General features: G+C 62.5%; 22 protein-coding genes and 1 pseudogene. 21 read left to right on the forward strand and 2 right to left on the reverse strand.

Annotated features, from left to right (window positions below):
• Positions 1-135: 135 nt before the first annotated feature.
• The 17 genes from KAY22_RS05795 (at position 136) to KAY22_RS05875 (ending at position 15,891) form a co-directional block, all read left to right on the forward strand.
• Positions 136-417 (forward strand): hypothetical protein, encoded by a 282-nt coding sequence (locus KAY22_RS05795; RefSeq protein ID WP_017502274.1) that lies wholly within the window; start codon positions 136-138, stop codon positions 415-417.
• A complete protein-coding gene (locus tag KAY22_RS05800; protein ID WP_296621057.1) occupies positions 414-851 on the forward strand; it encodes a periplasmic heavy metal sensor in 438 nt (145 codons plus the stop codon). Before KAY22_RS05795 ends, KAY22_RS05800 begins: the two co-directional genes overlap by 4 nt.
• Positions 848-1,420: an RNA polymerase sigma factor gene (locus KAY22_RS05805; protein WP_296621059.1), complete on the forward strand. Its 573-nt coding sequence runs from the start codon at positions 848-850 to the stop codon at positions 1,418-1,420. The genes KAY22_RS05800 and KAY22_RS05805 overlap by 4 nt, the downstream gene beginning before the upstream one ends.
• Positions 1,421-1,513: 93 nt before the next feature.
• Positions 1,514-3,409 (forward strand): copper resistance system multicopper oxidase, encoded by a 1,896-nt coding sequence (locus KAY22_RS05810; protein WP_296621063.1) that lies wholly within the window; start codon positions 1,514-1,516, stop codon positions 3,407-3,409.
• Between the two features lie 74 nt (positions 3,410-3,483).
• Positions 3,484-4,671: a copper resistance protein B gene (locus KAY22_RS05815; RefSeq protein ID WP_366514067.1), complete on the forward strand. Its 1,188-nt coding sequence runs from the start codon at positions 3,484-3,486 to the stop codon at positions 4,669-4,671.
• A gap of 23 nt (positions 4,672-4,694) precedes the next feature.
• Complete coding sequence (locus KAY22_RS05820; protein ID WP_296621100.1) at positions 4,695-5,387, forward strand: PepSY domain-containing protein; 693 nt, start codon at positions 4,695-4,697, stop codon at positions 5,385-5,387.
• Between the two features lie 42 nt (positions 5,388-5,429).
• Positions 5,430-5,876: a DUF305 domain-containing protein gene (locus KAY22_RS05825; RefSeq protein ID WP_017502281.1), complete on the forward strand. Its 447-nt coding sequence runs from the start codon at positions 5,430-5,432 to the stop codon at positions 5,874-5,876.
• 95 nt (positions 5,877-5,971) lie between these two features.
• Entirely contained in the window at positions 5,972-6,343 is a 372-nt protein-coding gene (locus KAY22_RS05830; protein ID WP_021243447.1) for a DUF305 domain-containing protein, read from the forward strand.
• 46 nt (positions 6,344-6,389) lie between these two features.
• Positions 6,390-6,833: a DUF411 domain-containing protein gene (locus KAY22_RS05835; RefSeq protein ID WP_017502283.1), complete on the forward strand. Its 444-nt coding sequence runs from the start codon at positions 6,390-6,392 to the stop codon at positions 6,831-6,833.
• A 193-nt stretch (positions 6,834-7,026) separates the two neighbouring features.
• On the forward strand, positions 7,027-7,254 hold the full coding sequence (locus KAY22_RS05840) for a hypothetical protein (RefSeq protein ID WP_234781450.1): 228 nt from the start codon (positions 7,027-7,029) through the stop codon (positions 7,252-7,254).
• A gap of 103 nt (positions 7,255-7,357) precedes the next feature.
• On the forward strand, positions 7,358-7,642 hold the full coding sequence (locus KAY22_RS05845; protein ID WP_021243444.1) for a hypothetical protein: 285 nt from the start codon (positions 7,358-7,360) through the stop codon (positions 7,640-7,642).
• A gap of 135 nt (positions 7,643-7,777) precedes the next feature.
• Complete coding sequence (locus tag KAY22_RS05850; protein ID WP_017502287.1) at positions 7,778-9,007, forward strand: TolC family protein; 1,230 nt, start codon at positions 7,778-7,780, stop codon at positions 9,005-9,007.
• Positions 9,004-10,497 (forward strand): efflux RND transporter periplasmic adaptor subunit, encoded by a 1,494-nt coding sequence (locus KAY22_RS05855; RefSeq protein WP_017502288.1) that lies wholly within the window; start codon positions 9,004-9,006, stop codon positions 10,495-10,497. The genes KAY22_RS05850 and KAY22_RS05855 overlap by 4 nt, the downstream gene beginning before the upstream one ends.
• Entirely contained in the window at positions 10,494-13,637 is a 3,144-nt protein-coding gene (locus tag KAY22_RS05860) for an efflux RND transporter permease subunit (protein ID WP_296621074.1), read from the forward strand. Before KAY22_RS05855 ends, KAY22_RS05860 begins: the two co-directional genes overlap by 4 nt.
• Positions 13,634-14,041, forward strand: a complete 408-nt coding sequence (locus tag KAY22_RS05865; RefSeq protein ID WP_296621076.1) for a copper-binding protein — start codon at positions 13,634-13,636, stop codon at positions 14,039-14,041. Before KAY22_RS05860 ends, KAY22_RS05865 begins: the two co-directional genes overlap by 4 nt.
• Positions 14,042-14,166: 125 nt before the next feature.
• Entirely contained in the window at positions 14,167-14,718 is a 552-nt protein-coding gene (locus tag KAY22_RS05870) for a YgjV family protein (RefSeq protein WP_296621107.1), read from the forward strand.
• Positions 14,719-14,859: 141 nt separating this feature from the next.
• The gene (locus KAY22_RS05875; RefSeq protein ID WP_296621080.1) at positions 14,860-15,891 is read left to right on the forward strand and encodes a DMT family transporter; all 1,032 of its coding nucleotides are present in this window, start codon (positions 14,860-14,862) and stop codon (positions 15,889-15,891) included.
• A gap of 14 nt (positions 15,892-15,905) precedes the next feature.
• On the opposite strand, the gene KAY22_RS05880 is transcribed toward KAY22_RS05875, so the two are convergent.
• Both KAY22_RS05880 and KAY22_RS05885 read right to left on the reverse strand, forming a co-directional pair.
• Complete coding sequence (locus tag KAY22_RS05880; RefSeq protein ID WP_296621082.1) at positions 15,906-16,238, reverse strand: YnfA family protein; 333 nt, start codon at positions 16,236-16,238, stop codon at positions 15,906-15,908.
• Positions 16,235-16,636, reverse strand: coding sequence for a helix-turn-helix domain-containing protein (locus tag KAY22_RS05885; protein WP_296621084.1), 402 nt, complete (start codon positions 16,634-16,636; stop codon positions 16,235-16,237). Before KAY22_RS05885 ends, KAY22_RS05880 begins: the two co-directional genes overlap by 4 nt.
• Before the next feature lie 63 nt (positions 16,637-16,699).
• Here KAY22_RS05885 and KAY22_RS05890 point away from each other — a divergent pair, with 63 nt between their 5' ends.
• The 4 genes and pseudogenes from KAY22_RS05890 (at position 16,700) to KAY22_RS05905 (ending at position 19,994) form a co-directional block, all read left to right on the forward strand.
• Entirely contained in the window at positions 16,700-17,362 is a 663-nt protein-coding gene (locus KAY22_RS05890) for a cation transporter (RefSeq protein WP_296621087.1), read from the forward strand.
• Between the two features lie 17 nt (positions 17,363-17,379).
• Positions 17,380-17,715, forward strand: a complete 336-nt coding sequence (locus KAY22_RS05895) for a hypothetical protein (protein ID WP_296621089.1) — start codon at positions 17,380-17,382, stop codon at positions 17,713-17,715.
• Positions 17,716-17,781: 66 nt separating this feature from the next.
• Positions 17,782-19,009: pseudogene (locus tag KAY22_RS05900) on the forward strand (TolC family protein).
• 4 nt (positions 19,010-19,013) lie between these two features.
• Positions 19,014-19,994: an efflux RND transporter periplasmic adaptor subunit gene (locus KAY22_RS05905; RefSeq protein ID WP_296621091.1), complete on the forward strand. Its 981-nt coding sequence runs from the start codon at positions 19,014-19,016 to the stop codon at positions 19,992-19,994.
• The last annotated feature ends 6 nt before the right edge of the window (positions 19,995-20,000 follow it).

Below are 20,000 nucleotides of genomic sequence, written 5' to 3' on the forward strand. Positions count from 1 at the left end.
CGATGCGGCTGCTCCGTCGTTGTTGCTCAGATCTGCCCGCTATGTGCGATGCTTTGACGGACAGGCTGATAGAGGGGAAAGTAAAGAACACGTCCTGGGCCGTTGCCCCGGATTGATTGAGGATTGGACTTTTCGATGGATACCGACCTGGACCGGCTGCTGAGCCGCTTACGCAACGAACCGACGCATCCGGGGCTGATTGGTCTGGAGGATGCTGTGTTCCGACGCATAGCGGCATTGCCGCAGGTTTCGACCGCGTCTCAATTCCGCCTCGGTGCGGTCGCGGCTTTCGGAGCGGTACTGCTGGGTATCGCCAGCAATGGCTTTACCCCGCGTGCCGAGGCGTCGGTCACGCTCTCGCCTTTCGGGCCATCAAATCCGCTGGCCCCTTCGACGCTGCTGGTAGGTTCTCAATGAAGTCCAAATTGCTGCTCCTCGTCGCCATCGTCGCATTTGTTTCGGCGGTTGCGGGCGTGTTCCTGGGTCGCTACTTTTTCCCGCAACCCAAGGCAGCCGGCGTCGAGCTCCACGATGTCTTGCACAGCAAGCTCGATCTGGATGATCGTCAGAAGGCCAAGATCGAGCTGCTGGAGCAGGGTTTCGCCGTGCGTCGGCGCGCGCTGGAGCTTGAACTGCGATCGGACAATGCGCGTCTCGCAGCCGCGATCGAGGTCGAACATGGCGAAGGGCCGCGTGTGACCGCGGCCGTCGATCGGTCGCATCAGGCAATGGGCGAATTGCAAAAGGAAACGCTCGGGCACATCTTCGCCATGCGGCAAATTCTTCGCCCCGATCAGGCCAAGACCTTCGATCAGGCGGTGGTTCATGCGCTCACCGACGATGCACGGTGAGTCTGGATCTCCAGGCGTGTTCGGACGGTGAACTAGCAGCACTGACGCTTGCCGGTCGGCAGTCGGCTTTCGCCGAGATCATGCGTCGGCACCAGACAGCGATATTTCGACTGGTGCGCGGCTTGGTCGGGAATGCCGAGGACGCGCTTGATCTCACGCAGGACTGCTTTGTATCCGCGTTCAGCCATCTGCGGAAATATGATGGTGCGCGTCCGCTACGCGCCTGGCTATCCCGGATCGCGATTAACAAATGTCGAGATTGGCGCCGCCGCCAGAGGGTGCGGCAGTTCTTCACATTCGGCTCCGCGCCGTCGGATGATGAGATTGAGCAAGTGCCGGATGACGCACCCTCCGCACATGCCAGTGCTGAATCGAAAATAGAGGTGGAGCGACTGTCGGCGGCGATCAGCGCATTGCCTAGCACGTTGCGTGAAGTCCTGATGCTCAGGACCGTCGAAGGACTCAGTCAATCAGAGGCTGCCAAAGCGCTTTCCGTCAGTAGCAAGGCTGTGGAGACGCGCCTGTATCGCGCGCGCGCGCGCCTTGCAGAAATACTCGCTGAGGAATGAGGGGTGCGCGCTGCTCGCGCGTAAGGATAAACAGATACCGCGCTTGAGCGTCTTTGCGGACCCAAAGTGCTGCATGTTGAACAAGGAGATATTATGTCCCCCGGATTGAACCGCCGCGACCTTTTCCGTGGCGCTGCGCTGGCCGGCGGCGGCCTCGCATTGTCGGCATGGCTGCCGGCATGGGCTCAGCCCGTTTCGTCCGGCATTGCCAAGCCACTGCCAACGGTCAGCGGCGATGATATCACGCTCAAGATCGCGCATCAGATGATGACGATCGATGGTCGGCAAAGCCATGCCATCGGCATTAACGGCACGGTTCCGGCGCCGCTCATCCGTTTGCGACAGGGCCAAAACGTCCGCCTGTCGGTGATCAACGATCTTGAGGAGGACAGCTCGATCCACTGGCACGGTCTGCTTTTGCCATTCCAGTTCGACGGCGTGCCCGGCATTAGCTTCCCCGGCATCAAGCCCAAGTCGACTTTTGTCTACGAGTTCCCCATCGTCCAGGCTGGCACCTATTGGTATCATAGCCATTCGGGGCTGCAGGAGCAGTTGGGTCATTACGGACCGATTGTCATCGACCCGGAAGGCGAGGATCCGATTCAGTCGGATCGAGAGCATGTCATCGTGCTCTCCGACCATAGCCAGATGCATCCGCACGCAATTTTCCGGAAGCTCAAGCAGGTCGGCGGTGGCTATTTCAATTATCAGCGGCAAACGCTGGCCGGTTTGCTGGCCAAGGAAGACCAACCCCTCAAGGACCGACTTGACTGGGGCAATATGCGGATGGATCCGACCGACGTGTCCGATGTCACGGGCTCGACCTATACCTATCTCGTGAATGGGCATGGCCCACGGGACAACTGGACCGCGCTTTTCAAGCCAGGTGAGCGCGTTCGCCTGCGTTTCATCAATGCCTCCGCGATGACGACGTTCAATGTCCGGATTCCCGGTCTCAAACTTACGGTTGTTCAGGCCGACGGGCTCAATGTCAGGCCGGTCGAGGTCGACGAGTTTCAGATCGCGGTTGCCGAGACCTATGATGTCATCGTTACTCCGACCGATGATCGCGCCTACACGCTGGTCGGTGAATCCGTTGATCGTTCGGGCATGGCACGCGCCACACTGGCTCCGCGTGAAGGCATGACGGCCGAAGTTCCGCCGCTCCGCAAGCGGCCCCTTGCCGATATGAAGGACATGGGCATGGGGGACATGGATATGAGCGGCATGTCCGGCATGGACCACGCAGCAATGGGGCATGACATGTCTGCCGGCGGAGCTGCCGCGGGCGGGATGGCAGGCATGGATATGGGGGCCGGCGCGTCGATGCCAAGCATGCAAAAACCGGCGGATAGTTCCATGGCTAACATGCCCGGAATGGGCAGCGGGTCCGGTGATACAATGGGCGGCATGGCGATGGGCGGAATGGGCGGCATGAACATGCGCGACGCCAGCAAAGCGCCGCAGGTTAAGATGGGACCGGGTGTCCAGACGATCTCGCCCATGCCGATGGATCGCACGGGAGAACCGGGACAGGGTCTCGAAGACGTTGGCCACCGGGTTCTTGTCTATCGCGATCTCATGGCGGTGGAGCGCAACCCCGATGTTCGCGCGCCAGACCGCGCGATGGAAATCCACCTGACCGGGAATATGGAACGCTATATGTGGTCGTTCGATGGGGTGAAGCTCAGTGACAAGCGCGAGCCCATTCCCTTTATCGAAAACGAAAGGGTCCGCGTCACGCTCGTCAATGACACGATGATGTCGCACCCGATCCATCTTCATGGGCATTTCTTCGAGCTGGTGACCGGGCATGGCGAGTATTCGCCGCGCAAACACACCGTCAATGTCGCACCAGGAGGCAAGGTAAGTTTCGACGTCACCGCAGACGCAGTCGGCGACTGGGCGTTTCACTGCCATATGCTCTATCACATGCATGCCGGGATGATGCGCGTCGTCTCTGTCCGTCCCCGGGGAGATGCCGCATGAAGTCGCTTCTCCTTCTGATCGGCGCGGCCCCGCTCGCCTTGGCGACCCCAGTCAGCGCGCAGTCGATGCAGAATATGCCGGGCATGAACATGCCTGCTGCTCAGCCAGCGGCGAAGAAAAAGCCGGTGGCCAAGCCAGCAAGCCAGCCCAGGCGCGCCGCTGCGCCCACGGCTAAGGGCAAGCCTGCCACCCCGAAGCGCCGGGCACCGGCAGCAAAACCCAAGTCGGCGCCGCACGACATGTCGGGCATGGGGGCTATGTCCGGCATGGAGATGCCCGGTGACAAGACGCCTCCAACGGCTGACCCGCATGCCGGCCACGACATGTCCGGCATGCCTGGCATGACCATGCCCGATGGGGCGGGCGGTACGATGAAACACGACATGCCCGGCATGGACATGCAGGCGGCACCCGGCGGTCAGCCGATGCAGCACGATATGTCGTCGATGCCCGGCATGGCGATGGATGGGCCGATGGCAGCCCATGGCGCTGGTGGCACCAGTCTCATGCCCGGCAACGCCCCTGCACCCCAACCTCCTACCGACAACTATGCCGACCGCGTCTACAAAAACGGCGAGATGGCGGCTTCGCGTACCATGCTGCATAAGGAACATGGCGGCTCATCCAGCTCGATGATCCTGTTCAATCTGGCGGAATATCAGGTCCGTAACGGCCGCGACGGCTATCGGTGGGACGGGGAGGCGTGGTTCGGCAAGGATCTCGATCGGCTGGTGGTCAAGACAGAGGGTGAGGGCGTTCTTGCTGGCAGAAGCGGCACCTACATGGAGACCGCAGAAGTTCAGGCGCTCTACAGTCGTGCACTCGACCCTTATTGGAACCTCCAGGCGGGTGTCCGTTACGATTTCAAACCCAACCCATCCCGTACTTATGCGACGATCGGTATTGAGGGGGTGGCGCCTTACTGGTTTGAGACCGAGGCTGCCCTGTTTCTGTCGAACAAAGGCGAGGTGTTGGGGCGGATCGAGGGCTATTATGATCAGCGTATCACGCAACGCCTCATTCTCCAGCCGCGCCTGGAAGTGAACCTTTCAGCACAAAATGTCCCGGAGACGCGGATTGGAGCGGGCATCACGAACGCCGAATTGGGACTGCGTTTGCGTTACGAACTGCGCCGCGAATTTGCCCCCTACATCGGCGTTTCTTACGACCGAAAGTTCGGGCGGACGGCGGACTATGCACGCTCAGACGGAGGGGACGTGAAGGCGGCCAGCTTTGTAATCGGTGTTCGGACCTGGTTCTGAGAAGCGCCAAACTCCGCTTCCACATCGGGGCTAGCCGCGTTCATCGCTGGTTAGCCCTGGTTATCGGCGTCCAGCTGCTGCTTTGGTTTGCGAGCGGTCTTGTCATGAGCCTGTTGCCGATCGAGCGAGTCCGCGGTGAACATCTCGTCGAGCGATCGTCGCCGGCGATATTGGAACAGTCGAGATCGCGCGCGCCGTTGGACCTAGTGTTGCGCGCGGCGACCAGACCCGTGCGTGAAGTCCGATATCGCGCGCTGCTCGGCCGCGAGATTGCGGAGGTCGAGTCTATCGATGGGACGATCTCACTCCACGATGCAGAAACAGGTCGTCGACTTGGTCCCGTGAACGCTGCGATGGCTCGCGCGGTGGCGATACAGGCCTACCGTGGTACGTCGGAGCCGCCGAGCGTGCGCCGGGTTGTGGCGTCGACCCCAGAATTCAAGGGCGTCCTGCCGGCCTGGCGGGTGGACTTCCCTGACCGCGAAGCGACCCGCGTCTATGTTGCCCAGAATAGTGGTCGGATCGTCGCTGTGAGAAATGGAACGTGGCGCCTGTACGATTTCTTCTGGGCGCTCCACATCATGGATTGGAAAAACCACGAAAATTTCAACACGCCGTGGTTGATGGCGTTTGCCGCAGGTGGTCTCGCATTGGCGATCGCGGGTTCGGCACTTTTGTATCTTCGGTGGCCGCGAAAGCGACGCCGCACGGGTTGAATAGTCAAGCAGGATCGGGGCGGGGGCCAAAGGAGACGACCAATGATGAAAAATGCCTATGCGAGCCTCGCCCTGCAGACCTTGGTTGGCGGCGTCATCATGTATCTGGTGATGTTCGTCATGATCGACAGCTTGGGGAGCTTCTACAACAACCTGAATATGCTCTACATGACGCTAATGATGGTGGCGCCCATGGTGGTGCTGATGGTCCTCGCGATGGGCCATATGTTCCCGTCGAAAAAGGCAAACGCGGCCCTTATATTAGGGTCAGTTGCGATATTCGCCGGATCATTTGCCCTCATCCGCACGCAAACAACGATCGGCGATACAGCATTCCTCCGATCGATGATCCCGCATCATTCGGGCGCGATCCTGATGTGCCGCGAGGCCTCCTTGAAGGATCCGGAAATCGTTCGTCTGTGCAGCGGCATCGAGGAATCTCAGCGCCGCGAAATCGATGAAATGAAGGCTATTCTAGCCCGCAAGTAGGCTTCGCGCTCCCGTTCCCGTAAATTTTGTGCCGCCTCACGAGGGAAATGGCGCGCCCATGCGTATTATCAATGCGGGGCGCTGAGGAGAGAATTGTGAAGAAAATAGTCCCCATCATCATCGCTGGATTGGTGGCCGCGCCGGCGATCGCCCAAATGCAGGGCATGGACCATAGCAAGATGGACATGCGCCAGACCATGAACCCCACGCCAGCCAATCCTTACCCGCCTGCAGAAATGGAGATGCATCAGAAGATGATGTCCGCCACGGGCAGCGATGCAACGGAGACCTGGGTGCGCAAGATGATCGAGCATCATCGCGGTGCGATTGCGATGTCACGCATCGTTTTGCGCGACACCAAGGACGCGCAGGTCCGAATGATGGCGAACAAGTCAATCACCGAGCAAACGCGAGAAGTGGGCGAGCTTCAAGGCTGGCTGAGAGCCCACAACAAGCGCGCCCAATAGACCTTTCCTCCCCCGCCCAGGGGCGGGGGAACCAATAAGGGATCGTATGACACTCAAATTTGCCCTCGCTGCGTTCATAGCAGCCTTCTCCGTCGCCAGCGCCGAAGCTGCCCCGATCATCATGCATCGTGACCCTGGTTGCGGTTGCTGCGAACAGTGGGCGGCCCAGGTGCGCAGACAATTTGGACAAAGCGTCAATATCGTCGACGACCAGCAACGCGGCCGCTTTCAACGCGCTCAAGGCGTGCCCGCTGCGCTGGCATCATGCCATACTGCAATTGTCGATGGCATGGTTTTCGAGGGCCACGTTCCCATTGCCGACATGAAGCGCGCGATCGCGAAGCGCCCGAAGGGCGTAAAGGGATTGGCCGTAGCGGGCATGCCGCTGGGTTCTCCGGGGATGGAAGTCCCCGGCCAAAAACCACAACCCTACTCTGTCATCGCCTTCGGATCGGCGGGTCAGACGGTATTTGCCCGACACGGCGGGTGACCATCTCGTTGATCTTTGATGCTACGAGGCGTAATAAATAACGGCTGTGAAACGCGTTTTGCAACTTCTTCTCCTTCTGGGAGCCATGGTTGGCTTGATTGGCCAAGCGGCGGCCTTTGCGTCCGCTCCGCCTGCGATGTCCGCCCCAATGGCCACGTCTGTGCAGGCCGTGGCTGGGATGTCGGAAGACTGCATGAAGATAATGGCACAGCAGCAACAACCTGCTCAGAAGCCTTGCAAGGGCATGACCCTGGAATGCATCGCGGCCATGGGCTGCGTCGTTCCGCTGGCCGTTCGTAATGACGCGCCTATGCTGGAAGCACGCGAAGCCAGTCCAGCTCTGCCCTTCTGGGCAACCATCACTGTCCTGCACGGCAGTGACCTCACTCCCGAACCGGAACCACCGACTCTCCTTGGCTGATCGACACCGGCTGCCAGGCTGACAGGATTCTTGCGTCTATCGCGCATCTGAAAATCCTGTCTGACCCGCGGCTACCACGATATTTTGCCCAAGGATTACAGTCATGAAGAACCGTGTTTTCTATGCCCTGCTGGGCATTGCGCTTGCCGCTCCCGTTGCCGCTTTCGCCGGCGAACCCAACACAAACTCGCAGTCTGGCCATTATGAATGGCGTCAATCGCCAAACTATGGCCCGCGTGCGCCATCTATGAGCCCCCGTCGCGTCTGGGTGCCCGATGCTCCGCAGATGGCGAACTGCAACTGCGACATGATGAAGATGAGCGCGGCGGACTGCATGAAGGAGATGCATAGCATGGCATCGCCTTCGTCGGCTCCCTCGGCCGGCTAGGCACAGCCTCTGGCCGTGTAAGGTCGCATAGACGGCCAGGCCAGCAGTGGCGGCGGGATTGCCCCCATCCCGCCGCCACTGACATGCCTGCCAGAGTGCGCGACGCCGGCCTGATCCTCCGATCAGGAGTTTTCCATGCGATTGTTTGTTTGTCTGCCGCTGCTCGCGGCGATCCCCGGCGTTGCATTCGCTGGTCCCCTCACTTTCGACGCTGCGCTCCAGCGCGCGCGGCAGGAAGCGCCGTCGATCAAGGCCAAGGCGCTCGCCGCCGAGGCCGCTCGTTCCGCTCGTGGCGGCGCCGGATCGCTACCTGATCCGACTCTGGCCGTTGGGCTCGACAGTTTCCCGATCTCGGGGCCATTGGCGTTTGCTCCCGGGCAGGACAATTTCACGATGGCGCGGGTGGGCGTGTCCCAGGATATTCCCAACCTCGCCAAGCGCCGTGCGCAACGCGCCCGCGCTGACAGCGATATCAAGGCTGCAGATGCCGACACCGCATTTGAGGCGCGTTCGGTTGAGGTCGGCACTGCGCTTGCCTGGATCAACCTTGCCTATGCCGAGCGCCGGCTGACCGCGCTTGATGATCTTCTAGCCCGTCTGGAGCGCGTGGTGCGGACAACGCCCAGTGCCGTCGCGTCGGGCAATGCCCGGCCTGCGCAGACTCTTGCCGGCCGACAGGCTATCGCCTCATTAGAAGATCGTCGCAGCGAACTGGTCTCAAACATAGCGCGGGCACGGGCTGCTCTGACGCGATGGACGGGTGACCCGGCGCCTGAAATTGCCGGATCTATTCCCGACTTCCCTGTCGATGGGGCCGAATTGCGCGCTGGCCTGGATCGCCTTCCCACCATGGCAATGATCGACGCCCAGTCCGGTCAGGCAATGGCCGATGTGCGTATGGCCGATGCCAACCGCCGTTCCGACTTCGGGGTGAACCTTGCCTATCAACGCCGCGACCCTCGTTTTGGAGATTATGTGTCAGCCGGTGTGACGGTCAGTCTGCCCTTCTTTACCCGCAGTCGACAGAATGCGGGCATTGCGGCGGCCCAGGAGAATGCCGGACGCATCCTGGCCGAACGCGACGCGGCCCTGCGGGCGCTGGCCGCTGATCTCGAAACCGATCTTGCGGACCATATCATGCATCATGAACAGTGGCTGCGCGCGCGGGACACATTGCTGCCACTCGCCGAGCAGCGGGTGACGTTGGAGACGGCAAGCTACGGGGCAGGTCGCGCCAATCTTGTCGATATCGCGGATGCCTATGCGGCCCTTGCCGACGTCACCCTCAACACTCTCGACCGTGAAGCCCTTGTCGCTGCTGACGGTGTTCGACTGAACCTTACGTATCGGAGCGAATCGCAATGAGCCATTTCACAATCCCTCGGGGCGGCCTTTTCGGTGCCGCGGCGCTGCTCGCGGTCGCCGCTGGCGGGGTCGGTTTCACCATCTCTGAATGGAGAGGAGGATCACCCGACGCTACGGCCGCCAAACCGCCGGCACGCAAGATCCTCTATTGGTATGACCCGATGATCCCCGCTGAGCATCATGACGGTCCAGGCCTGTCGTCGATGGGAATGCAAACAATCCCGCGCTATGCGGATGAGGTGGGGGCAAGCGCGGCACAGCCGGGAATATCGATCGACCCGTCCGCCTCCCAGGCGCTCGGGATGCGAACGGTGGCTGTGCGGCGCGGCGAATTGGCGAGCAGTCTCACCGCCACCGGCACGATCGACTTCAACCAGCGCGACGTTGCGATCGTTCAGGCGCGTGCAGGCGGCTTCGTTTCCCGTGTCTATGGCCGCGCACCTGGTGATGTGATCGGTGCAGGCGCGCCGCTTGCCGATGTTCTGGTGCCGGAATGGGGCGGCGCACAGACCGAGTTTCTGGCGGTCCGCCGCACCGGCAACGCCGCTCTGATCCAGGCCGCGCGTCAACGGCTCATGCTGCTCGGCATGCCCTCCGGCACGATCGCATCGGTCGAGCAAACCGGACGACCGCATAATGTGATCACCATCTCCACGCCCACGGGCGGCGTGATCAAGACGTTGAACGTGCGGGGCGGCATGACCTTGATGGCAGGCCAGACGCTTGCCGAGGTCAACGGGCTCGGCACGGTCTGGTTGAATGCCGCCGTGCCGGAAGCGGTCGCCGGTCCCTTGAAGCCTGGACAAGCGGTGCGAGCCGCGCTTGCAGCCTTCCCCGGCGAAACCATCTCCGGGCGCGTTTCGGCGATCCTCCCCGAGACACAGGCCGACAGCCGCACACTCACCGTTCGGATCGAGCTGCCCAATCGCGGCGGGCGACTGCGTCCCGGCATGTTTGCGACCGTCTCGTTTGGCGGGAGCGCGCAGCCGGCGTTGCTGGTGCCGTCCGAAGCCCTGATCCGCACTGGCAAGCGCACGTTGGTCATGCTCGCGCTCGACAAGGGGCGCTACCGCCCTGCCGAGGTGCAAACTGGGAGGGAAGCTGGCGATGATACGGAGATTCTGGCGGGCCTGAGCGAAGGCGAAAAGATCGTCGCTTCGGGTCAGTTCCTGATCGATTCCGAAGCAAGCCTCTCGGGCGTGGAAGCACGGCCGATCGGTGCTGACATGCCAAAGAGTCCTGCCAAACCTATGCCGACCGGCGCAGTCTATGAGACCGTCGGTACGATCGAAAAGATCACCGCCCAGTCGGTGACGCTGAGCCATCAAGCCGTGCCAGCCATTGGCTGGCCAGCGATGACGATGACGTTTCAGCTCACAGACCCGAAAGTCGCGCGCGGCTTAAAGACGGGCGACCGGGTCCGGTTCGGGTTCGATCAACCACCGAGTGGACCAACCGTGCGACGCATGGCGAAGGTAATGGGCCAGTGATCGCCCATCTCATCCGCTGGTCAGTCAGAAACCGCTTCTTCGTCATGATCGGGGTGCTGACGCTGATCGGCGTGGGCGTCTGGGCGGTGCGATCGACCGCGATCGATGCGTTGCCCGATCTCTCGGACACGCAGGTGATCATCCGCACCTCCTATCCCGGGCAGGCGCCGCAGATCGTCGAGAACCAAGTCACTTATCCGCTCACCACCACAATGCTCTCTGTGCCCGGCGCAAAGACCGTCCGCGGCTATTCCTTCTTCGGCGACAGCTTTGTCTATGTGATCTTCGAGGACGGCACCGATCTCTATTGGGCGCGCAGCCGCGTGCTCGAATATCTCAACCAGGTACAAGGCCGGCTGCCGGCCAGCGCCCGCAGCGCGCTGGGGCCGGATGCGACCGGGGTGGGCTGGGTCTATGAATATGCGCTGGTCGATCGCACTGGCCGCCACGATCTCTCGCAGCTTCGCGGGCTTCAGGACTGGTTCCTGCGCTACGAGCTGAAAACGGTAACGGGGGTCGCAGAGGTCGCCAGCATTGGCGGCATGGTGAAGCAATATCAGGTGCTGCTCGATCCGGTGAAGCTCGCCGCCTACGGCGTGACCCACGCCCAGACGGTCGATGCCATTCAGAAGGCCAATCAGGAGAGCGGCGGCTCGGTACTGGAGATGGCCGAGGCCGAATATATGGTCCGTGTCTCCGGCTATCTGAAGACGCTCGACGATTTCCGCGCCATTCCCTTAAGGACCGCAGCCGGCGGTGTGCCGGTGCGACTGGGCGACGTTGCCACGATCCAGGCCGGCCCCGAGATGCGGCGCGGGATTGCCGAACTGAACGGTGAGGGCGAGGTCGCGGGCGGCGTTGTGATCCTGCGCTCGGGCAAGAATGCGCGCGAGACAATCGCGGCGGTCAAGGACAAGCTCGCAGAGCTCAAGAAGGGCCTGCCACCCGGCGTCGATGTGGTTACGGTCTATGATCGCTCGCAGCTCATCGACCGCGCCGTTGAGAATCTGACCCACAAGCTGGTCGAGGAATTCATAGTCGTTGCGATCGTCTGCGGGCTCTTCCTTTGGCATGTCCGTTCGGCGCTCGTTGCAATCCTCACGCTTCCGCTTGGTGTGCTGGCAGCCTTCGTCGTCATGCGTTTCCAGGGGGTCAATGCCAACATCATGTCGTTGGGCGGCATCGCGATCGCCATCGGCGCGATGGTCGATGCCGCGGTCGTCATGATCGAGAATGCCCATAAGAAAATCGAGCGATGGGAGGAGGATCACCCGGACGAACATCTCGAGGGGGATACCCGATGGACCGTCATCACCGAAGCGGCAGCCGAAGTTGGGCCAGCGCTGTTCTTCAGCCTTCTGATCATCACCCTGTCGTTCATTCCGGTGTTCACGCTGGAAGGACAGGAAGGGCGGCTGTTCGCACCGCTCGCTTTCACCAAGACCTATGCGATGGCGTCGGCGGCGATCCTGTCGGTGACCCTGGTGCCGGTGCTCATGGGTTTGCTGATCCGGGGCAAGATTCCGCCCGAGCAGTCCAACCCGGTCAATCGCTGGCTGACGAACATCTATCGGCCCGCGCTCGACTGGACGATGCGGCGGCCAAGGACCGTACTGCTGATCGCGGCGCTCGCTTTTGCAACAACCGCCTGGCCGCTCACCCAGCTTGGCGGCGAGTTCATGCCGAAGATGGAGGAGGGTGATCTGCTCTACATGCCCTCGGCGCTGCCGGGTCTCTCGGCGGCGAAGGCGTCGGACCTGCTCCAGCAGACCGACCGCCTGATCAAGACCGTGCCCGAGGTCGAGAGCGTGTTCGGCAAGGCCGGCCGCGCCGAGACTGCCACCGATCCTGCGCCGCTTGAGATGTTCGAGACGACGATCCAGTTCAAACCTCGCGACCAATGGCGACCGGGCATGACTCCGGACAAGCTGGTCGAGGAGCTTGATCGAACGGTAAAACTGCCCGGCCTCGCCAATGTGTGGGTGCCGCCCATTCGCAACCGGATCGACATGCTGGCGACCGGCATCAAGAGCCCGATCGGGGTCAAGGTGTCGGGTGCTGACCTCGCTGAGCTCGACCGCATCGCGCACGATGTCGAGACGGTTGCGAAAACCGTGCCTGGGGTCAGTTCGGCGCTGGCCGAGCGGCTGACTGGCGGACGTTATGTCGATGTCGACATCGACCGTGCCGCCGCCGCCCGGTTCGGGCTCAACATCGCCGACGTGCAGGCGATCGTCTCGGGCGCTGTCGGGGGCGAGACGATCGGTGAAACCGTCGAGGGGCTGGCCCGCTATCCGATCAGCGTGCGCTATCCGCGCGAGCTGCGCGACAGCCTAGAAGGCTTGCGCACGCTGCCCGTGCTCACGCCGTCCGGCCAGCAGATCACGCTCGGCACCGTAGCCGATGTCTCGATCGCAGAGGGGCCGCCGATGCTAAAGACCGAGAATGCCCGGCCTTCTACCTGGGTCTATGTAGACGTGCGCGGGCGCGACCTCGCCTCGGTGGTCGGCGACCTGCAACGCGCCGTGTCAAAACAGGTGAAACTCTCGCCAAGCGTTAGCATCGCCTACTCGGGCCAATTCGAATACCTCCAGAGGGCAGTCGACAAGCTAAAATTGGTCGTGCCGGCAACGCTGCTGATCATCTTCGTCCTGCTCTACCTGATTTTCCGACGGTTCGATGAAGCCGCGCTGATCATGGGCACTTTGCCCTTCGCACTGACCGGCGGCTTCTGGATTCTCTATCTTCTGGGTTTCAACCAGTCGGTCGCGACCGGCGTCGGGTTCATCGCCCTGGCGGGCGTCTCCGCCGAATTCGGCGTGGTGATGCTGATCTACCTTAAGAATGCACTTGAGGAGCGGGGCGGGGCTCCCGACGCCGATCAGGTGGAAACTGCCGTGCGCGAAGGGGCGCTTTTGCGGGTCCGGCCCAAGGCGATGACGGTAGCCGTCATCCTCGCCGGCCTGCTGCCGATCCTGTTCGGATCAGGGGCCGGATCCGAAGTCATGAGCAGGATCGCCGCGCCGATGATTGGCGGCATGCTGACCGCGCCGCTTTTGTCGATGTTCGTCCTGCCTGCCGCCTATCTCCTGCTTCGGCGGCCGAAAACCAAGCCCGAGCACGAACCCGTTTTATCATGAAGGAGAAGACCATGAAGCATGTACGATTAACGATCGCCCTTGGCCTCGCCGCCTTGACTGCCGCATGTGGCAAAAAGGCGGAGGCGCCGGTCGCGGCCGAGGCCAACCAGGCAGCACCCAGCGCTACCATGAGTGGCGACATGGGCAATATGGCGATGGAGCCTTCGGCAGCCGCGCCGATAAAGGCCAAGGGGCATGGTAAGGTAACCGCGATCGACAAGTCCGCCGGAATGATCACCCTCAATCATGGTGCAATTCCGGAAGCAAAATGGCCGGCGATGACGATGGCGTTCAAGGCAGCGCCGAAGATCACCGATGCTGTGGCGGTCGGCGACAAAGTCGATTTTGATCTCACGCTTGTTGGCAGTGCCGGTGAGGTCACGGCGATCCAAAAGAAGCCTTGAATGGCCGATTTGATGAGGGCCATTAACGCGTAATTAACCTCGTTCCTTCACGCTTCAGCTATGAAAAAAGAGAGAGCTGAGCGCGAAACGCAGATCAAGATTAGAAGAACCGCGCGGTGGCAGTCATGATTGCCACTGCCTTCGGCTGCGTGGCTCTTTTGTGCGTCGTCAGCTGGCCATTTTTCGGTGACTACCGAACGGTGGTCAAGATCCAGAGCGCGGGTGCTGCCGCATTCGCGCTCTATTTCCTGATGCTGGGCTCGCCCACCGCTGCGATAGCGTGCCTCATTTCATGCTCGCAGCTCGTCATCTCCGCGTCAGTGCGCGATCGCTATGTGGTTACGAGACTTTATGGAGCGACCCTCATTCTGTTGGCGTTCCTCTCGGTCGTGACGTGGCACGGCATCCCGTCGGCTTTGGCGTTTGCCGGCAGCTCGTTGGGTAGTCTCGCGCGGCTTCAGACCTCAACGACGCGGATGAAAGGCCTTTTCCTCGTAGGCGCACCCTTTTGGCTCGCCCATAATTTGATGGTCGGAGCTTTGTTCGCCTTGGGAACGGATCTGGTCTCGTTGGCCTCGAACTTGGCGAATTTGGTAAAATTCCTCCTGCGACGCGGTGTTTTAGCGCGCGCGTCAACCTCAGCGTCGATTACCGAGCCCGTCGCGATCTTAGCTTGATTTTGATGGGTAACGACATTCGCCGTCTAGCTACCATCGATGTACGGTGATCTCGGACGAAACATCCTGTAGAATGGGCCTCCACGAAATAGATCGTTACTCAACATGAATTCATATCGGGTGACACTAAGCTACGGCGCGATGCTGGCGATCCTTTCGGCGATCTTGTTCGGCGCGAGCACGCCATTTGCCAAACTGGTGCTTGGCAACGGGGTTAGCCCTTGGCTGCTTGCGAGCCTGCTTTATCTTGGTTCAGGGATCGGCCTCGCGTTTGTTAACGCCTTTCAAAAAATGATCGAGCGTGGCCAAACAGAAGCCGCGCTCGTCCGTGCGGACGTGCCCTGGCTGGCGTTTGTTATCCTGTGCGGGGGCGTGATCGCGCCGGTCCTGCTGATGGTAGGACTAGCGACGACGCCCGCGTCCACGGCTTCGCTGCTGCTCAACCTGGAAGGTCTGGCAACCCTCGCCATCGCCTGGCTGGTGTTCCGCGAGAATGTCGATCGCCGCCTGCTGGTCGGTGCGGCGGCAATCCTGGGCGGTGCCCTGTTGTTGTCTTGGCGGGGTGGTCCGAGCGGCGGTGGCCTTGGTATGCTTGCGATCGCCGGTGCCTGCCTTGCCTGGGGTATCGACAACAACCTTACCCGCAAGCTTAGCAGTGCCGACCCGGTCCAGATCGCGATGCTGAAAGGGCTCTCTGCCGGGGTCGTCAATCTCATCCTCGCCTTGATGCTCGGGGCTTCGATGCCGTTCCTTCCGACCATCGCCGGCGCGGCGCTGATCGGCTTTCTCGGCTATGGCGTCAGTCTGGTGATGTTCGTCCTCGCGCTGCGGCATCTCGGCACGGCCCGATCGGGAGCTTATTTCTCGACAGCGCCCTTTATCGGCGCGCTCCTGGCGGTGGCTATGTTCGGCGAGCCGATCACCTTGCCTCTCATGATTGCCGGAATCCTGATGGCGATCGGGCTCTGGCTGCATCTGACCGAATCCCACGGCCATGAGCACGCGCATGAGGCGCTCGAGCATGACCATCGCCATGTTCATGACAGCCACCATCAGCATGACCATCCGCCGGGCATCGCGCCCGACGAACCGCACAGCCATCCGCATCGGCACGCGCCGATGGTCCACAGGCACGCTCATTATCCCGACCTGCACCACCGGCACAGCCATTAGCATTGAGCGGGCGCTCACACGGCGACGCTGCGCGGCCCCAGCAATATGATCCCGGCGCCAACCAGGCAGACGGCCGCTCCCAAGGTATCCCAACGGTCGGGGCGCGTGCCTTCGACGGCCCACAGCCAGCCCAGCGACGCGCAGATATAGACCGCACCATAAGCGGCATAGGCGCGGCCCGCGGCCTCGCTGTCGACCCGCGTCAGCAGCCAGGCGAAGGCGGCCAGCGAGACCATGCCAGGTGCAATCCAGACTGGTGACTTGTCTAGCCGCAGCCACGCCCAGAAGCTGAAGCAACCGGCAATCTCGGCAATAGCGGCGAGGATATAGACGATCGCGGTCGTCACTGCGTCAGCCTTGCCGGCGCCAGCGTCTCGATGATCAGGCAATCAGCAACCGTTCCCTGGCGGCAGTCGCCAATCATACGGCTGAGTTCGCCCCGCATCGCCTGAAGGTCTGCGATCTTGCGGTCGATCTCGGCGAGATGTGTATTGGCAATCGCATCGACCGCCGCGCAGGATTGTTCGCGGTGATCGGACAGACCGAGCAGTTCGCGGACCTGATCGAGCGTGAAGCCAAGGTCGCGCGCGCGACGAATGAAGGAGAGGCGCGCCAGATGTTCGCTGCCGTAGCTGCAATAATTGGCGCCCGTGCGCGCAGGCGCCGGCAACAGCCCGATCTTCACATAATAGCGGACCGTTTCGATGTTGGTTGCGGTCGCCGCTGCCATCTCGCTGATTTTCATCGCTTGACCCTGTAGTTGCTACAGGGTGCATATAGGCGGCCGACTCAGGAAAGGCGAGACGACTTGGCAGGTTGCGGATCATGCTGCGCAGAGACGAAGCGCATCGACGATCGCCGGTGGCGCCGCGTCCTTTGGATCGCGCTTGCGATCAACGCCGTCATGTTCGCGGGCGAGATCGTGGCCGGTCTAGCGGCGGGTTCGCGCGCGCTACAGGCCGATGCGCTCGATTTCCTTGGCGATGCGGCCAATTATGCGATCAGTCTAGGGGTAGCCGGCCTGGCGCTGCGCTGGCGTTCGCGGGCGGCGTTGCTCAAGGGTGCGACGATCCTCGCCTTTGGCCTCTATGTCCTGGCAACCACAGTCGCCGCCGCGTTCGCGGGGCAAGTACCGCATGCGGAGACGATGGGGTTCGTCGGGGTCATCGCGCTGGTCGCTAACGGCGCCGTCGCCCTGATGCTCTATCGGTTTCGAACAGGCGACGCGAACATGCGGTCGGTCTGGATCTGCTCGCGCAACGACGCGCTCGGCAACCTCGCCGTTCTCCTTGCTGCGCTTGGCGTCATAGGGACGGGCACTGCCTGGCCGGATCTCGTGGTCGCCCTGATCATGGCAGGCCTCGCCATCTGGGGCGGGCTCCAAATCATCGTGCAGGCGCGGCGGGAACTTGTCCCAAGTCAGCGACAAGACGATCGGCCGCAACATTCACTGGCCCGAACGGGCCTGTAGTTGCTACAGGGGGCCAGATGCGTCGTTTGATCGTCCTTTTTGCCTGCCTGGCCGTGTTCCTGTCCTTGGGGACGGGTTCGATCGCGCATGCCATGGAGCCGATCGCCTGCATCGATGCGGTGACCGCCGCCGAAAGCGGCCATGCGGATGGTGACGGCGATCAGGTGCCGTCGGACAGCGACAAGGGCTATCCGCATCATCATGGCGGCTGCCATGGGCATCACGTCGCGACCGCGACGGCAAAGCCCGACCCTGTCCAACGCGATGATCGAGGCTCGCCGGCCCATCCGAGTGATGCGCTTGCCTTGGCCGCGAGTGCTGCTGACCCTGCGCTGAGACCCCCCCAAGCCTGAAGGTCCGCTGGTTCGGGCGCGTGCGCGCGTCCCGCCGCTGTCTTGGTTTGACGGGAGTCTTATTTCATGCACCGTATCCTCGCGGCCTTGCTGGCCGTGTCTAGCTGCGCGTCGATCGCGCAGGCACAATCGACCGATCCGGCGCTCGCCGGTCCACCTTTTACTCTGAGTCAGGCCCTGGAGCTTGCTGGGGCGTCGTCCCCAATGCTCGAGGCAGCCTCGGCAGGCCTGCGCTCGGCCACGGCGGCGCGCACGGTCGCCGGCCTGCGGCCCAATCCATCGATCGTCACCCAGACCGAGAATATCGCGGGGAGCGGCCAGTATCGCGGCGCCCGCAGCGCCGAGACGACCGCCGGACTCGAACTGCCCATCGAACTTGGCGGCAAGCGCTCTGCCCGGATCGCGGTCGCCGATGCCCGCGGCCGATCTGCGGCTTGTCGTCACCCAGGCCTATATGGAGGCGGTTGCGGCCGAGCGCCGGTTGTTGACCGCCCGCGAGCAGGCTGCCCTTGCCGGCGAGGCACTCCGAGCGGCCCGCGTTCGCGTGCGGGCCGGACGGGCTTCCCCGATGGAGGAACAGCGCGCCGATGTCGTCAGGATCAATGCCGAGGCGGCGGTGGAGCGCGCAACGCGCACCCTCGGGGTCGCGCGCGGTAACCTTGCCCGGCGCATCGGGCAGCCGATAGCCGGAAGCCTCGATCTGGCTTGGTTCGATCAAGTGTCGCCGGCTTATGGACCGACCCAGTCCATCGATCCCGGAAGTACGCTCGCCATGGCGGCAGCGCAGGCGGACGTCGCCACTGCCGACGCCCAGGTCCGCCTCGCGCGCTCGCAACGCGTGCCGGACATCAGGGTTAGCGCGAGCGCGCGGCGGCTCGCCGCCACCAATGACACCGCGGCCGTGTTCGGCGTATCGATCCCGTTTCCGGTCTTCAACAATGGAAGCGCGGCCATCGCCCAGGCCCGGGCCGATCGTGATCAAAGCGACGCCCAGCGCCGAATGATCGCGCTCGAGACCGCCCAGGCGATCGCGGCCGCGGAGGCAGAAGTCGCCAATGCCGCCACGACCGCGCGGACCGCAAGTGGTCCGGCGCTGGCCGCAGCCCAAGAATCGGCGCGCATCGCGCGCATCGGCTATCGCGAGGGCAAGTTCGGCCAGCTCGACCTGCTCGATGCCGAGCGCACGCTATCGGAAACCCGCGCGGCCGCGATCGATGCGCTCGCCGCCTACCACGACGCCCTGGCGCGGCGGGACCGTCTGACGACGGCCGCTCCCGATTTTACGAAGGATTGAACCCATGACCTCGATGACTTTCAGGGCAATCCTGCCTCTCTCGCTTGTCGCAGCGCTCGCTGCCTGCGGAAGCGCGCCCGATCCCACCAATGAAGCAGCTGCCCCCAAACCGTCTGCCGAGCCCGTTGCCGATGGGTCTGTCAAACTGACGCCCCAGCAGATCCAGGCCGCCGGAATCCTGCTCGTGCGTCCCACAGTCGGTGGCGGCGCCGGCACGATCGAATTGCCCGCAACGATCGAAGGCGATCCGCAGGGGATTCAGGTCGTCTCGGCCGCGATCGGTGGCCGGATCGTGTCGCTTACCCGCAATCTGGGCGAGACGGTGCGGCGCGGCGATACGCTTGCCATCATCGAGAGCCGCGAGGCCGCACAGCTCAAGGGCGAGGTCGAAGCATCGCGTGCGCGCTCAGCTTTGGCGCAGAGCCAGCTCCGCCGCGAGCAAAGGCTGTTCGCCGAACGAGTCTCACCCGAGCAGGATCTGATCGCCGCCCGAACGGCCGCGATCGAGGCCAATATCGCGCTCCGGCAAGCTCAACAGCAGCTTTCCGCTGCCGGCGGTGGCGGCGGGTCGCTTAATCGTCTTGCCCTGCCATCGCCGATCGCCGGCCAGATCATCGCCCGATCCGCTACGCTCGGCCAGACGGTCGTCGCAGATGCGGAACTGTACCGCGTCGCCAATCTCTCGACTGTATCGCTATCGATTTCTCTCTCGCCCGCGGATGCCGGACGCGTCCGACCCGGAGCGACGGTAACGGTCACCACGCCGGGCCGTCAGGGCACCGCACGGGTGACCTTCGTGTCCCCGGTGCTCGATGGACAAACCCGGCTCGTGCCCGTCATCGCGACCATGGATAACAGCAACGGTTGTCAACGGCGGAGCAAAAGTCGGCCATTCGGCGGCGTAAAACCAGGCCATCGTGTTACATGCCGGGGGGAGTGGCGTGAGGGCGTAGCCCGAGGGCCACTCCCCCCGGCATTGGTGTAATTTTCA

The organism is Rhizorhabdus sp., from assembly GCF_018006725.1.
GTDB lineage: Bacteria > Pseudomonadota > Alphaproteobacteria > Sphingomonadales > Sphingomonadaceae > Rhizorhabdus.